The organism is Stenotrophomonas sp. 2201_Sma, from assembly GCF_056486685.1.
This window is the reverse complement of sequence record NZ_CM151329.1, coordinates 376,622-390,000: the sequence shown is the minus strand read 5'-3', so window position 1 is coordinate 390,000 and position 13,379 is coordinate 376,622. Positions and strand designations below refer to the sequence as shown.

The 13,379-nt window shown below is 67.3% G+C and carries 12 protein-coding genes and 1 rRNA gene (1 of these 13 cut by a window edge); 8 read left to right on the top strand and 5 right to left on the bottom strand.

Annotated elements, in window-relative coordinates:
• Both ACZLIF_RS01750 and tyrS read right to left on the bottom strand, forming a co-directional pair.
• A 16S ribosomal RNA gene (locus tag ACZLIF_RS01750) occupies positions 1 to 39 on the bottom strand; it reaches 1,506 nt to the left of the window's first position.
• A gap of 486 nt (positions 40 to 525) precedes the next feature.
• A complete protein-coding gene (tyrS, locus tag ACZLIF_RS01745) occupies positions 526 to 1,737 on the bottom strand; it encodes a tyrosine--tRNA ligase (RefSeq protein ID WP_279942202.1) in 1,212 nt (403 codons plus the stop codon).
• A gap of 168 nt (positions 1,738 to 1,905) precedes the next feature.
• Between tyrS and ACZLIF_RS01740 the strand changes: the two genes are divergently transcribed.
• Both ACZLIF_RS01740 and ACZLIF_RS01735 read left to right on the top strand, forming a co-directional pair.
• On the top strand, positions 1,906 to 3,378 hold the full coding sequence (locus ACZLIF_RS01740; protein ID WP_074902136.1) for a M23 family metallopeptidase: 1,473 nt from the start codon (positions 1,906 to 1,908) through the stop codon (positions 3,376 to 3,378).
• Positions 3,379 to 3,442: 64 nt separating this feature from the next.
• Positions 3,443 to 4,570, top strand: coding sequence for an anhydro-N-acetylmuramic acid kinase (locus tag ACZLIF_RS01735; RefSeq protein ID WP_478462280.1), 1,128 nt, complete (start codon positions 3,443 to 3,445; stop codon positions 4,568 to 4,570).
• A 165-nt stretch (positions 4,571 to 4,735) separates the two neighbouring features.
• Here ACZLIF_RS01735 and ACZLIF_RS01730 read toward each other — a convergent pair whose 3' ends face one another.
• From ACZLIF_RS01730 to ACZLIF_RS01720, 3 genes are all read right to left on the bottom strand, one after another.
• Positions 4,736 to 4,966, bottom strand: a complete 231-nt coding sequence (locus ACZLIF_RS01730) for a hypothetical protein (RefSeq protein WP_053516488.1) — start codon at positions 4,964 to 4,966, stop codon at positions 4,736 to 4,738.
• Between the two features lie 78 nt (positions 4,967 to 5,044).
• A complete protein-coding gene (locus ACZLIF_RS01725; protein WP_053516490.1) occupies positions 5,045 to 6,349 on the bottom strand; it encodes an AmpG family muropeptide MFS transporter in 1,305 nt (434 codons plus the stop codon).
• Positions 6,346 to 7,146, bottom strand: coding sequence for an exodeoxyribonuclease III (locus ACZLIF_RS01720; RefSeq protein ID WP_053516492.1), 801 nt, complete (start codon positions 7,144 to 7,146; stop codon positions 6,346 to 6,348). The genes ACZLIF_RS01725 and ACZLIF_RS01720 overlap by 4 nt, the downstream gene beginning before the upstream one ends.
• 162 nt (positions 7,147 to 7,308) lie before the next feature.
• Here ACZLIF_RS01720 and pyrE point away from each other — a divergent pair, with 162 nt between their 5' ends.
• The 6 genes from pyrE to kdpC all read left to right on the top strand — a co-directional run bounded on the left by pyrE (position 7,309) and on the right by kdpC (position 13,349).
• A complete protein-coding gene (gene pyrE, locus ACZLIF_RS01715; RefSeq protein WP_065174233.1) occupies positions 7,309 to 7,968 on the top strand; it encodes an orotate phosphoribosyltransferase in 660 nt (219 codons plus the stop codon).
• A gap of 19 nt (positions 7,969 to 7,987) precedes the next feature.
• Positions 7,988 to 8,650: a hypothetical protein gene (locus ACZLIF_RS01710; RefSeq protein ID WP_128987878.1), complete on the top strand. Its 663-nt coding sequence runs from the start codon at positions 7,988 to 7,990 to the stop codon at positions 8,648 to 8,650.
• 172 nt (positions 8,651 to 8,822) lie between these two features.
• On the top strand, positions 8,823 to 8,915 hold the full coding sequence (locus tag ACZLIF_RS01705; RefSeq protein ID WP_053516498.1) for a potassium-transporting ATPase subunit F: 93 nt from the start codon (positions 8,823 to 8,825) through the stop codon (positions 8,913 to 8,915).
• Between the two features lie 12 nt (positions 8,916 to 8,927).
• A complete protein-coding gene (gene kdpA / locus ACZLIF_RS01700) occupies positions 8,928 to 10,634 on the top strand; it encodes a potassium-transporting ATPase subunit KdpA (protein WP_128987879.1) in 1,707 nt (568 codons plus the stop codon).
• Between the two features lie 10 nt (positions 10,635 to 10,644).
• Positions 10,645 to 12,702 (top strand): potassium-transporting ATPase subunit KdpB, encoded by a 2,058-nt coding sequence (gene kdpB / locus ACZLIF_RS01695; protein ID WP_053516502.1) that lies wholly within the window; start codon positions 10,645 to 10,647, stop codon positions 12,700 to 12,702.
• The gene (kdpC, locus tag ACZLIF_RS01690) at positions 12,699 to 13,349 is read left to right on the top strand and encodes a potassium-transporting ATPase subunit KdpC (protein WP_128987880.1); all 651 of its coding nucleotides are present in this window, start codon (positions 12,699 to 12,701) and stop codon (positions 13,347 to 13,349) included. The genes kdpB and kdpC overlap by 4 nt, the downstream gene beginning before the upstream one ends.
• Positions 13,350 to 13,379: the final 30 nt, after the last annotated feature.

Sequence of the window (13,379 nt, the reverse complement as noted above, 5' to 3'; positions counted from 1 at the left end):
CCAGCGTTCACTCTGAGCCAGGATCAAACTCTTCACTTAAAACTACATTGCCCGAAGGCAAAAATTTAAAGCTGCAGATGAATGATTCTGGCAACGTATCGCTTGCTTTAAAACAATTAATAGTTGCTTGATCAAACGTCTGCAAGATGGACAGTCATCCTTCCTGCAGGCGCCTTCACAAGATACCTGCGCATACTTTCAAAGATCCGGGGAAGTGGCCTCAGCGCCGTTCCCGTGTGCTGCGAAGTTTCCTTCGTAGCGAGCCGCCCATTATGCCAGACTTTTTCAGTCCGTCAACACCTTCGTTCGATCATCTCGTTCGGGGTGATGGGCGCCCTGGTGTCGCTCAAGCCCCTTGGTGGCGGCCCCTGCGACGGGGGAGGGAAAGTATGTCCCTGTTCGCTCCATTTGTGAAGGGGGTGTGGCGACTTTTTTCATCGGATGTTGGCACCGTTCATCCGACAGGCGCCCGATGAACGGCGCCACGAGCGCCCGGGCGTGTGCCCGGCGCTCGTCCGACAGATCTCAGGCTGCGATCAGGCGCACACGGGCGAATGTGCGCTTACCCACCTGCAGCAGACCTTCGAAGCCCGGCCGCAGCACCTGCTGACCATCTTCCACGACCTCGCCATCCACCTTGACGGCGCGCTCCTTGAGCTTGCGGTTGGCTTCGGAGTTGCTCGGAGTCAGCCCGGCAGCGGTCAGCAGCGCCGCGATGCGCAGGCCTTCGGCCGGAATCGCCACGTCCTGCAGCGGCAACTGGGTGATGTCGCCCTGTCCGGTCACCGCCGCTTCCCAGCCGGCAATGGCCTGTTCGGCGGCGGCTGCGTCGTGGAAGCGGGTTGCCAGCTCCCGCGCCAGGCGCAGCTTCACCACGCGCGGGTTGAGACCGCCGCTGGCCACCTGCTCCCGCAGCTGCGCGGCCTCGGCCTGGCTGATATCGAAGGACAGCAGTTCGATCCAGCGCCACATCAGGGCATCGTCCACCTTCATGGTCTTGGTGACGATGTCGATGGCCGGCTCGCTGATGCCGATGTAGTTGCCCAGCGACTTGGACATCTTGTTGACACCGTCCAGGCCTTCCAGCAGCGGCATGGTCAGCACCACCTGGGGCTTCTGCCCGTGGTGTTCCTGCAGGCCACGCCCCATCAGCAGGTTGAACTTCTGGTCGGTACCACCCAGTTCGACGTCCGCCTGCAGGGCGACCGAGTCGTAGCCCTGCACCAGCGGGTACAGGAACTCGTGGATGGCGATGGACTGCTGTGCGGCGTAGCGCTTGGCGAAGTCGTCGCGCTCCAGCATGCGTGCCACGGTGTGCTGGCCGGCCAGGCGGATCATGTCGGCCGCCCCCATGCTGCCGAACCACTCCGAATTGAAGCGGACTTCGGTACGGCTGCGGTCCAGCACCTTGAACACCTGTTCCTCGTAGGTGCGGGCATTGGCCAGCACATCCTCGCGGCTGAGCGGCTTGCGGGTCAGGCTCTTGCCCGAAGGGTCGCCGATCATGCCGGTGAAGTCGCCGATCAGGAAGATGACCTGATGACCGAGGTCCTGGAACTGGCGCATCTTGTTCAGCAGCACCGTATGACCCAGATGCAGGTCCGGCGCGGTGGGGTCGAAGCCAGCCTTGATCCGCAGCGGACGGCCTTCCTGCAGGCGCGCACGCAGATCCTCGAGCTTGAGGATCTCGTCGGCACCACGGCCGATCAGGGAAAGGGCTTCTTCAATCGAGGACACGTGACTACTCCCGGCAACGCCGATTCTTGTGTGGGGGTGTTAAAGCCAAGTTAACCCGATTGGCTTCACAAAAGCCAATGGGCACAAGGGTTTGACGCGCTTTTCTCAGGTGTCTATGGTAACCGGCGTTCAGGCCCGCGCTCCCGGGCCAGCCAGGAAAAACCGCCGATGCACAACTCCGAACAAGGGCGCGCACGCAAGCAGCGCTTCCAGGAACGCCTTCACGTCCTGCACGACAACGCCCTGCATCGGAAGCTCAGGCAACATCTTCCCGCCGCCTTCAATGAGCGCTGGACCCGGCGTCACTGGATGCATGCCAGCCTGTTCGCGACCATCGGTGCGCTGGTCGCCACGATCGTCCCCGGTTTCTCGCACACCATCGACGCCCCCTACGCCGACAGCCACACCAGCCTGGCCCTGCCCTTGCCGCCGCTGTCGCTGGCCCGCCAGCAGCAAGTGCCCGGTGACAGCTGGCAGGTCCTGCGCGTACAGCGTGGCCAGACCCTCAGCGAGCTGTTCGACCAGGCCGGCATTCCGGCGACCACCCTGCACCGCGTCCTGGACCACCCCGGTGCCCGCGAATCGCTGACGAAGCTGCGCCCGGGCGCCGAGATCGCCTTCGACATGCCGCTGTCCGGCGACCTGCGCAGCATCCGCTTCGACCGCGACGGCGAGAACCGGGTCGAGCTGAGCCTGGCCGGCGACAACATCAAGGAAACCGTGACCAAGCGCGAGACCTCCACGCGCACGGTGGTCACCAGTGGTGAGATCACCAGTTCGCTGTATGCCGCAGCGCGCCGGGCCGGGCTGTCACCGTCGGCGATCGCCACCATGACCGACGACATCTTCAAGTACGACATCGACTTCTCCAAGGACCTGCAGCCGGGCGACCGCTTCAGCGTGGTGATGGATGAAACCTGGCGCGAGGGCGAAAAGGTCGATACCAGCAAGATCCTGGCAGCGACCTTCACCACCGGCGGCAAGACCTATTCGGGCTTCCGCTTCGAACGCAACGGCAAGTCCGAGTACTACGACATCAATGGGCGCTCGCTGAAGAAGAGCTTCATCCGCATGCCGATCCCGTTCGCGCGCCTGAGCTCGACCTTCGGCGCGCGCAAGCACCCGGTGCTGGGCAAGATGCGCATGCACAAGGGCGTGGACTACGCCGCCCGCACCGGCACGCCGATCATGGCGGCCGGCGATGCGCGCGTGCAGTTCGCCGGCGTGCAGCGCGGCTACGGCAATGTGGTGATCCTCGACCACGGTCGTGGCCACACCACCCTGTACGGGCACATGTCGCGCTTTGCGAACATCCGCACCGGCCAGCGCGTGGCGCAGGGCACGGTGATCGGCTATGTCGGCTCGACCGGCCTGGCCACCGGCCCGCACCTGCACTACGAATTCCGCGTCAACGGCGTGCACCGCAACCCGCTGACGGTGACCATGCCGCCGCCGGAGCCGCTCAAGGGCGCCGAGCTGGTCGCCTTCCGCGCCCAGACCGCGCCGGCGATGGCGCGCATCCAGGGCATGGAGAAGCTGATCTACGCCGACGCCAGCCCGGCGCCGACCGGTCGGGACGAGGCGGCCACGGAGGTGGCCAGCGCCAAGGACACGCAGACCCGCGGGCGCAAGCGCGGCTGAGACCTCCGTTGACGAACAAGGACGCGGCAGCCCAAGCTTGCCGCGTCCTTTTTTTTTGCGCGCCATGAGCACACCTGCCGACGCCAACACTCCCCTGTACCTGGGCCTGATGTCAGGCACCAGCGCCGACGGTATCGATGCCGCACTGGTGCAGTTTCCCGACGAGGGCGGTTGCCGCTTCGTGCATGGCCTGACCGCGCGCTGGGAACCCCTGCTGCGCGCGCGGCTGGTGGCGCTGGGCGAAGGGGGGCCGCTGGCGTCGCTGGAGGAGCTTGGCGAACTCGACGCGCGGATCGCGATCGCCTTCGCCGAGGCCGCCAACCAGTTGCTGGAGGAATCCGGCGTGGACCGCACCCGCGTGCGGGCGATCGGCTCGCATGGGCAGACCGTGCGCCACCGGCCGCTGGCCGATCCGGCCTTCACCGTGCAGCTGGGCGACGGCAACCGCATCGCCGAGCTGACCGGGATCACCACGGTGTGCGATTTCCGCCGCCGCGACGTGGCTGCCGGCGGTCATGGCGCACCGCTGATGCCGGCCTTCCACCTCGGCATGCTGGGCACGGCCGACGAGGACCGGGCCGTGCTCAACCTGGGCGGCATCGCCAATCTGACCCTGATCCCGCGGGAGGGTGCCGTACGCGGCTTCGACACCGGTCCAGCCAATGCGCTGATGGATGCCTGGTGCCAGCGCCACACCGGGCGCACTTTCGATGCCGAAGGCGCCTATGCCGCCAGCGGTGTGGTGGATGGCCCCCTGCTGGCGGGCTGGCGTGCGGACCCCTGGTTCGACCTGCCCCCGCCGAAGAGTACCGGTCGCGAACAGTTCCATCTGGCGTGGGCGGAGGCGCACATGGGTGAAGGCCAGTACGCCGCTGCCGATGTGCAGGCGACCCTGCTTGAGCTGACCGTGGCGACCGTGGCCGATGCGCTGCTGGCGCAGCAGCCGCAGACACGCCGCCTGCTGGTCTGTGGCGGCGGCGTGCACAACCGGCAGTTGATGAAACGGCTGGCCGAACGGCTGCCGGCGCTGCAGGTGGAATCCAGCGCCGTGCATGGGTTGGACCCGGAGTACGTGGAAGCCATGGGCTTCGCCTGGCTGGCGCAGCGGACGATGGACGGGCTGACGGGGAACCTGCCCAGCGTCACCGGCGCGAAGGGATCGCGGATTCTCGGCGCGATCCATCTGGCCTGAGGCGGCCCGCTCCGCCGGGCATGGCCCGGCGCTACCCCGTCGGCCCGCTCCGCCGGGCATGGCCCGGCGCTACCCCGTCGGTACGCTCCGCCGGGCGTGGCCCGGCGCGCGCCCTTCGGCGACCAACTGGTAGCGCCGGGCCATGCCCGGCGGTGAGGTATCAGATCAATCGAAGCCCTGCCCGGCCGGCAGCGCCTGCAGCGCGATGATGGCCGCAGCGAGCGCATCGACCTCGGTATCGCCAAAACCGGAGCGGACCTCCAGCTCGCTGCTGAACAACCCTTGTTCCAGCAACGCCGCACAGGTCTGTTCGTGGCTCCAGCCACGGGCAACCGCGACCCGCCGGATGCGTTCCAGCAGCAGCGGGTCCAGGTCCCGCAGCACCACATCAGCCATGCTCACTTCCCCGTTCGCAGGGCACCGCCCCCTCGGCGCGTCGGGGGCGATGATCCCGCAGACCGGGCGGGCAGGCAATCAGGCGGCCGGCGGTGGCCCGCGGTCGACGATGCGCGGCCACAGCCAGACCAGCAGCAGCAGGGTCGGCACCACGGTGACCGAGCTGAGGATGAAGAACGTGCTGTAGGAGGTGGCCTCGACGATGTAGCCCGACACACCGCCGACGAACTTGCCGGGCAGGTTGGCCAGCGAGACCAGCAGCGCATACTGGGTAGCGGTGAAGTTGCGGTCCGTCAACGACGACATGAAGGCGACCAGCACGGTGCCTGCAAAGCCCTGGAACAGGTTGTCGGCACTGAGGGCGGCATAGAACGCCCACAGCTTGCCCGGGTTGTGCGCCATCAGCAGGAAGGCCAGATTGGACAGCGCCACGCCCAGTGCCGCCACCAGCAGCATGCGCCGGAAGCCAAACGCGGCCACCGCGATGCCTCCCAGGAAGGCACCGCCGATGCCCATCCACACCCCGAACAGTTTGGAGACCGTGGCGATGTCGGCCTTGTCGAAGCCGGAATCGAGGTAGAACGGCCCCGCCATCACCCCGATCACCTGGTCAGGGAACTTGAACAGGCCGACAAAGGCCAGCAGCACCAGCGCCAATGCCACGCCGTTGCGGCTGAAGAAACTTGTGATCGGCTGGACGAAGGCTTCGGCGACATCGATGCGGCGCTGCACGGCGGTGGCGGGACGCTCCGGTTCGGCGCACAGCAGCGTGGTGATGATCGGCAGCAGCATCAGGGCGGCCATCGCCAGATACGCGATGACCCAGCCTTCAAACTGGGCCAGATACAGCGCGCCGGCACCGGCCAGGATCAGGCCGATCCGGTAACCCAACGTGTAGGTGGCCGCCAGCGCGGCCTGAGCGGTCTGCGGCGCGATCTCGATACGGTAGGCATCCACGGCCGAATCCTGGGTGGCGCCGGCAAAGGACGCCACCAGCACCCACATCACCAGGGGCCAGACGCCCTGTTCGGGGCGCACGAAGGCCAGCGCGATCAGTCCGACCAGCACCATGACCTGCGATACCAGCAGCCAGGAGCGACGACGGCCGAGCCGGCCCAGCAACGGGAAGGCATACCGATCCAGCAGCGGTGCCCACAGGAACTTGAGCAGGTAGAAGAAACTGGCCAGGCTGATCAGGCCGATGCTGCCCAGGTCCAGCCCCACATCGCGCAGGCGCGTGGACAAGGTCTGCGACGCGATCAGCAGGAACGGCAGGCCACTGCCGAAACCCAGCATGGCCATGGTCAGCGCCGACGGTGTACCGAAGGCGCGCTTGATTCCTGCCCAGCCTTTGTAGCTGACCGGCCTGGCCGCCTCGCTCACAGGTCGTAGTCCACGGTGAACGGGGCGTGGTCGGAGAAGCGCTCTTCGCGGTAGATCGAGCAGCCACGCAGTTTGTCGCGCAGGCCCGGCGTGATGAACTGGTAGTCGATGCGCCATCCCACGTTGTTGGCGCGGGCCGCCCCGCGGTTGCTCCACCAGGTGTAGTCCTCCCCGGTGGGATTGAGCAGGCGATACGCATCGGCCCAGCCACGACCGGCCGCCACGTCGGTGGCCTGGCCATGATCGGCGCACAGCGCGTTGAGCCAGTCGCGCTCTTCGGGCAGACAGCCGGAATTCTTCTGGTTGGACTTCCAGTTCCTGATGTCCAGCGCCGACCGCACGATGTTCCAGTCGCCACACAGCACGTAGTCGCGACCGCTGCGCGCCCACTCCTCCAGGATCGGCCGCAGCCACTCCATCACTTCGAACTTGAACCCCTGGCGCAGGTCGCCGGAGCTGCCGGACGGAATGTAGAAGGACACCACGCTGAGGTTGCCGAAGCGCGCCTCGATATAGCGCCCCTCATCGTCGAACGGCGCCCAGCCCAGCGAGGTGATGACCTGGTCCGGTTCCCGCCTGCTGTAGATCGCCACGCCGCTGTAACCCTTCTTGGTGATGGCATCGCGGTAGAAGCAATGGTGTCCGTCGGGCCGGAACATCGGGTCGGTCAGCTGGTCTTCCTGGGCCTTGGTCTCCTGGAGGCACAGGACGTCGGCGTCCTGGGCGCGGAACCAGTCGAGGAAGCCTTTGGTCGCGGCGGAACGGATGCCATTGGCGTTGAAACTGATGATGCGCATGCAGGGGACCTACGGCGGGAAACCGGGCAAGCATACCGGTTGGCTGCTGGGCTGCGCAGTCCGGCGGACGCGGCCGGACGGCCCCCCGGAAGAGCGCCGACGAGCGCGGAAGGCCCGGCTGCATTAGGATTTGTGCTCCAAATGAAGATGAATCGAGTTTTGATGAGCGACCACCGTCACCGTTTCCTGCAGCTGGCCCTGACCGCCGACGCCCTGCGCTTCGGCCAGTTCACCCTCAAGTCCGGCCGGCTGAGCCCCTATTTCTTCAACGCCGGTCGCTTCGACTCCGGCTCGCTGCTGTCCCAGCTCGGCGCCTGTTATGCCGATGCCATCGACGCCAGCGGGGTCAAGTACGACGTGGTGTTCGGCCCGGCCTACAAGGGCATTCCGCTGGCCACGGCAATGGCCTGCGAGCTGGCCCAGCGTGGCCGCGACCTGCCGCTGTCGTTCAACCGCAAGGAAGCCAAAGACCATGGCGAAGGCGGCCAGCTGATCGGCGCCGACATGAATGGCAAGCGCGTGCTGATCGTCGATGACGTGATCACTGCGGGTACTGCGATCCGCGAAGCGCTGGCCATCATCCGCGCGGCAGGCGGCACTCCGGCCGGCATCGTGGTCGCTCTGGATCGCCAGGAGATCGCTTCGGAAGCCGATCGCCGCTCGGCGGCGCAGGCAGTGGCCGAGGAAGCCGGCATCCCGGTGATCGCAGTGGCCTCGCTGGGCGACCTGCTTGATTTCGCCTCGGGAAACCCGGAACTTGTCGGCTACCGGCAGCCGCTGGAAGCCTATCGGGCCCAGTACGGCGTCCGCTCCACACGCTGACCGCCAGGGGGAAGGTCGCATGTCCCGAATTCCTGCTGTTCTCTTCGCCGCCCTGCTGCTGGCCCTGCCGTTCATCGTGGCGGGGCAGTCGCGGGGCGGCGACAAGGTCGAGAAGAAGCTGTACTGCTGGAACGAGGGCCAGGAGCGGATCTGCAGCGATGCGCTTCCTGCCGATGCGGTCAACCACGCGCGCGACGAGTTCAATGCCCGCAGTGGGCTGCGCAATGCGCAGGTGCAGCGCGCGCTGACCGACGAAGAACGTGCCGCCGCCAGTACCGCGGCGGCACAGCAGCAGCTGGACCGGATGGCCGAGCAGACCCGCCAGCGCACCGAGCAGGCGATGCTGACCACCTACGGCAGCGAAGACGACCTGCGGCGGGTGTTCGCCGAGCGCCAGGAAGTGCTCGACAACAACCTCAAGACCGCCCAGTACAACGTGGCCAGCCTGCGTGAATCGCTGGTCGCGCTGCTGTCGGCGGCCGGCGACCGCGAGCTGGCGGGCGCCAAGGTGGGCGACCCGCAGGCCGAAGCGATCCGCCAGCGGCACGTACAGCTGCAGTCGCAGCAGCGCCTGCAGTCCGGCTTCCTGCAGCAGCAGCAGGCGTTGAAGGCGGAGATTGAAAGCACCCTGCAGCGCTATCGCGAGCTGAAGGGCCTGGCGCCGGCTGCCCCGGCTGGCTGAAAACGCTCCTGCCGCCGGGCATGGCCCGGCGCTCCGTGGCCAGGTTACGGCCTGACGCGCGGAATTTATGCAGTCTTTACGCGCCGGCCCGGTCCGCCGGGTAGTGCGTTTACGGGGCGCAGGCCGACCATGACGGCCTGAGGTGGAGGGGTTCCACCAGGACGCAATTCCCATGTCCCCCTGGCTGTCGTTGGTGTGTGGCGTGCTGGTGCTGATCGCCGCCGCCTATCTTCTGTATGTCGTGCTGCGGCCCGAGTCGTTCTGAGCGGAGCCGGCCATGATTGAAATTCTTGTCATTCTTGCTGCCAGCGTCGCGCTGGCATGGCCGCTGGGACTGTACCTGGCGCGCGTGATGCGCGGCACGCCGATGAAGGTCGACGTGCTGTTCCGTTGGATCGAAACGCCGCTGTACAAGGTCTTCGGCGTCGATCCCGCACGCTCGATGTCCTGGCGTGGCTACGTGCTGGCATTCCTGCTCAGCAATGGGGTGGTGGCGGTGCTGACCCTGGCGGTGTTCATGACCCAGGCGTGGTTGCCGCTGAATCCGGACCAGATCCCGAACATGCGCTGGGACACCGCGCTGCACACGATGATCTCGTTCCTGACCAACACCAACCAGCAGCACTATTCAGGCCAGGCGCAGCTGTCCTACCTCTCGCAGATGACCGGGATCACCGGTCTGCAGGTGGTGACCCCGATGATGGGCCTGGCGCTGGCGGTGGCCACACTGCGCGCGCTGTTCGCGCCGGCGCCGCAGTCGGCCACAGGCAGCGCCGGCGATGACCGCCAGGTCGCAGTGGGCAACTACTACGCCGACGTGGTGCGCCTGTGCGTGCGCGTCCTGTTGCCGCTGTGCCTGCTGTGGACACTGCTGCTGACCAGCCAGGGCGTGCCGTCGACGCTGGCGGCGGGGCCGCAGGCCACGCCGATCGATGCCTCCGCCGGCATGACGACGCAGAAGCTGCCGCTGGGTCCGGTCGCGGCAATGGTCGCCGCCAAGCAGCTGGGCGCCAACGGCGGCGGCTGGTATGGCCCGAACAGCAGCTTCCCGCTGGAGAATCCGACGCCGGTTTCGAACCTTCTCGAAGTGATCGGCATCCTGCTGGTACCGATGGCGGTGATCTTCATGATCGGGGCATTCACCGGGCGACGTCGCTTCGGCGCGCTGGTGTTCGTCTGCATGCTGGGAATGTCGCTGCTGTCCACCGGCGCCATGGTGTGGAGCGAAGGCCACAGTGCCAGTGCGGCCACGCCCCTGCTGATGGAGGGCAAGGAAGTACGTTTCGGCGCCGACGGCACCGCGTTGTGGGCGGCGGTGACGACGCAGGTGTCCAATGGCTCGGTGAACGGCATGCACGATTCGCTGGCCCCGCTGAGCGGTGGCATTGCCCTGGTCAACATGCTGGTCAGTGCGATCTGGGGTGGCATCGGCTGCGGCCTGCAGCAGTTCATCGTCTACCTGTTGCTGGGCGTGTTCCTGGCGGGGTTGATGACGGGCCGCACGCCGGAACTGTTCGGTCGCAAGCTGGAGACCCCGCAGGTGCGCCTGCTGGCCCTGCTGGTGCTGCTGCAACCCATCACCCTGCTGGTGTTCACCGCGGTCACTCTGGCCGTGCCCGGCCTGGCCGGCACCTCCAATCCCGGCTTCCACGGCATCAGCCAGGTGTTCTACGAATACGTATCGGCCTACGCCAACAACGGTTCGGGCTTCGAGGGACTGGGTGATGCCACGCCGTGGTGGAACCTGAGCTGCTCGCTGGTGCTGCTGCTGGGTCGCTTTCCGCTGCTGGTGATTCCGCTGGTGGTTGCTGCCCAGCTCGCCGCCAAGCGGCAGGCACCGGAATCAGCGGGCAGCCTGCAGATCGAAACCCCGACGTTCGCCCTGACCCTGGTGTCGGTGATCGTCATCCTGACCGTGCTGCAGTTCATGCCGGCGCTGGTGCTTGGCCCGATCGCCGACCACCTGAGCCTGGGACTGCATTGAGGACACCCCCATGAGTAGCCACGCAACCTCAACCCGTAACCCGCTTGCGTCACGCCCTGCCCTGCTCGATGCGGCCGGCCTGCGCCGCGCACTGGTCGACGCCGTACGCAAGCTTTCACCGATGCATCTGGTGCGCAGCCCGGTGATGGCGGTGGTGATGGCCGGCACGATCGTCGCCGCGATCATCACCCTGACCGGCAACGCTCCACTGGGCTTCGGCCTGGCGGTGACCGCGATCCTGCTGGTCACCGTATTGTTCGGCAACTTCGCCGAGGCCGTCGCCGAAGCACGCGGCCGGGGCCAGGCCGCATCGTTGCGCCGTGCCCGCCAGGACCTGGTGGCGCGCCGACTGGCCGCCCCGCAGCCAGGGGCCGCAGAAACGCAGGTGCCGGCCGCCGAACTGCGCCCGGGCGACCACGTCATCGTCAGTGCCGGCGAGCTGGTGCCAGCCGATGGCGAGATCGTGCAGGGCCTGGCCACCATCAACGAAGCGGCGGTAACCGGCGAATCGGCACCGGTGCTGCGCGAAGCGGGTACCGATCGCTCCGGCGTGATCGGCGGTACCAAGGTGCTGTCCGACCAGATCGTCGTGCGTGTGACCGCCGAGCCGGGCCACAGCTTCCTGGACCGGATGATCGCGCTGGTGGAAGGCGCCAACCGGCAGAAGACACCGAACGAGGTCGCCCTGACCCTGCTGCTGGCGGCGATGACGCTGACCTTCCTGGTGGTGGTGGCGACATTGCCGGCCATCGGCGCCCATGTCGGCGTCCAGGTCGATCCACTGCTGCTGATCGCACTGCTGGTCTGCCTGATCCCGACCACCATCGGCGGACTGCTGCCGGCCATCGGCATCGCCGGCATGAACCGCGCCCTGGCGGCCAACGTGCTGGCCAAGTCGGGCAAGGCGGTGGAAGTGGCCGGCGACGTCGATGTGCTGCTGCTGGACAAGACCGGCACCATCACCTACGGCGACCGCCAGGCCAGCCACTTCCATGCGTTGGCGGGAATCGACGCCAGCCAGCTGCGCGACGCGGCCCTGTTGTCCTCGCTGGCCGACCCGACCCCGGAAGGCAAGTCGATCGTGCGCCTGGCACGCGAGCAGGGGTGCACCACCGCCGAGCCGGAGCAGGCCGTCTACCTGGCCTTCAGTGCGCAGACCCGCATGTCCGGCGTTGACCTTGCCCATGGCCGGCAGATCCGCAAGGGTGCGCTGGATGCGATCCGTAACCATGTGCAGGCGCAGGGAGGCGTGGTGCCGGCCGAGCTGGGCGGGCGCGTCGAACAGGTCGCCCGCAACGGCGCCACGCCGCTGGTGGTGGCGGAAGGTCGCCATGTGCTGGGCGTGATCGAACTGTCGGACGTGGTCAAGCACGGCATGCGCGAGAAGTTCGCACAGCTGCGGGCGATGGGCATCCGGACGGTGATGATCACCGGTGACAACCCGCTGACCGCGGCCGCCATCGCTGCCGAAGCCGGCGTCGACGACTACATCGCCGAAGCCCGGCCCGAGGACAAGCTGGCACGCATCCGCCAGGAACAGGCCGGGGGCCGTCTGGTGGCGATGGTCGGCGATGGCACCAACGATGCGCCGGCGCTGGCCCAGGCCGACATCGGGCTGGCCATGAACTCCGGCACGCAGGCCGCCAAGGAAGCCGGCAACATGGTCGACCTGGATTCGGATCCGGCCAAGCTGCTGGCGGTGGTGGAGGTAGGCAAGCAGCAGCTGATCACCCGCGGCGCGCTGACCACCTTCTCGCTGGCCAACGATGTCTCCAAGTACTTCGCGATCCTGCCGGCGCTGTTCGCCGCGGCGGTACCCGCGATGGCGGCGCTGAACGTGATGCAGCTGTCCAGTCCGCGCAACGCGGTGCTGGCCGCGCTGATCTTCAACGCCCTGGTGATTCCCGCTCTGATTCCGCTGGCTCTGCGGGGCGTGCGCTTCCGCCCGGCCACGGCCACCGCGCTTCTGCGCCGGAACATGCTGGTGTACGGCCTGGGTGGCGTGCTGCTGCCGTTCGCGGCGATCAAGGCGATCGACCTCCTTCTTGTCCTGGTATCCGGCTCATGAACCGCTCTGCTTCCCCTTCTTCTTCCCTTCCGCGCGCAGCAAAGGCCGCATCCCGCATGGCCCGCCTGCAGGACGACGCCAGCTGGCGCCCGGCGATCGGCCTGGGTGTGGCGACCCTGCTGCTGGCCGGCGCGGTCTACGCCGGCATCGCCACTGGTTTTGCCGGCCTGGCTTACCCGATGCAGGCCGAAGGCAGCCTGCTGCGCGATGGCAGCGGCCAGGTGCGTGCGTCGGCGTGGCTGGCGCAGCCGTTCACTGGCGATGGCTACTTCCAGGCGCGGCCATCGGCCGCCAACTATGACCCGATGGCGGCGGCCGGCTCCAACCTGGCACGCAGCAACCCTGCGTTGACCGAGCGCGTCGCCGCAAGCACGGCTGCGGTCGCAGCGCGCGAAGGCGTCGCACCGGACCAGGTGCCGGCAGACCTCGTCACCCAATCCGGCGGCGGGCTCGATCCGCAGCTGACGCCGGCGGCGGCGCAGCTGCAGGTGGCCCGCGTGGCGCGTGCCCGGGGCCTGCCGGTGGAACGTGTGCAGGCGCTGCTGCAGGCCCACACCGAGGGACGCCAATGGGGTCTGTTCGGCCAGCCGCGGGTGAACGTGGTGACGCTGAACTTCGCGCTGGACCACGCAGCCGCCAGGCCGTGATGCGATCGTGCACCCGCTGCGCGCACAATG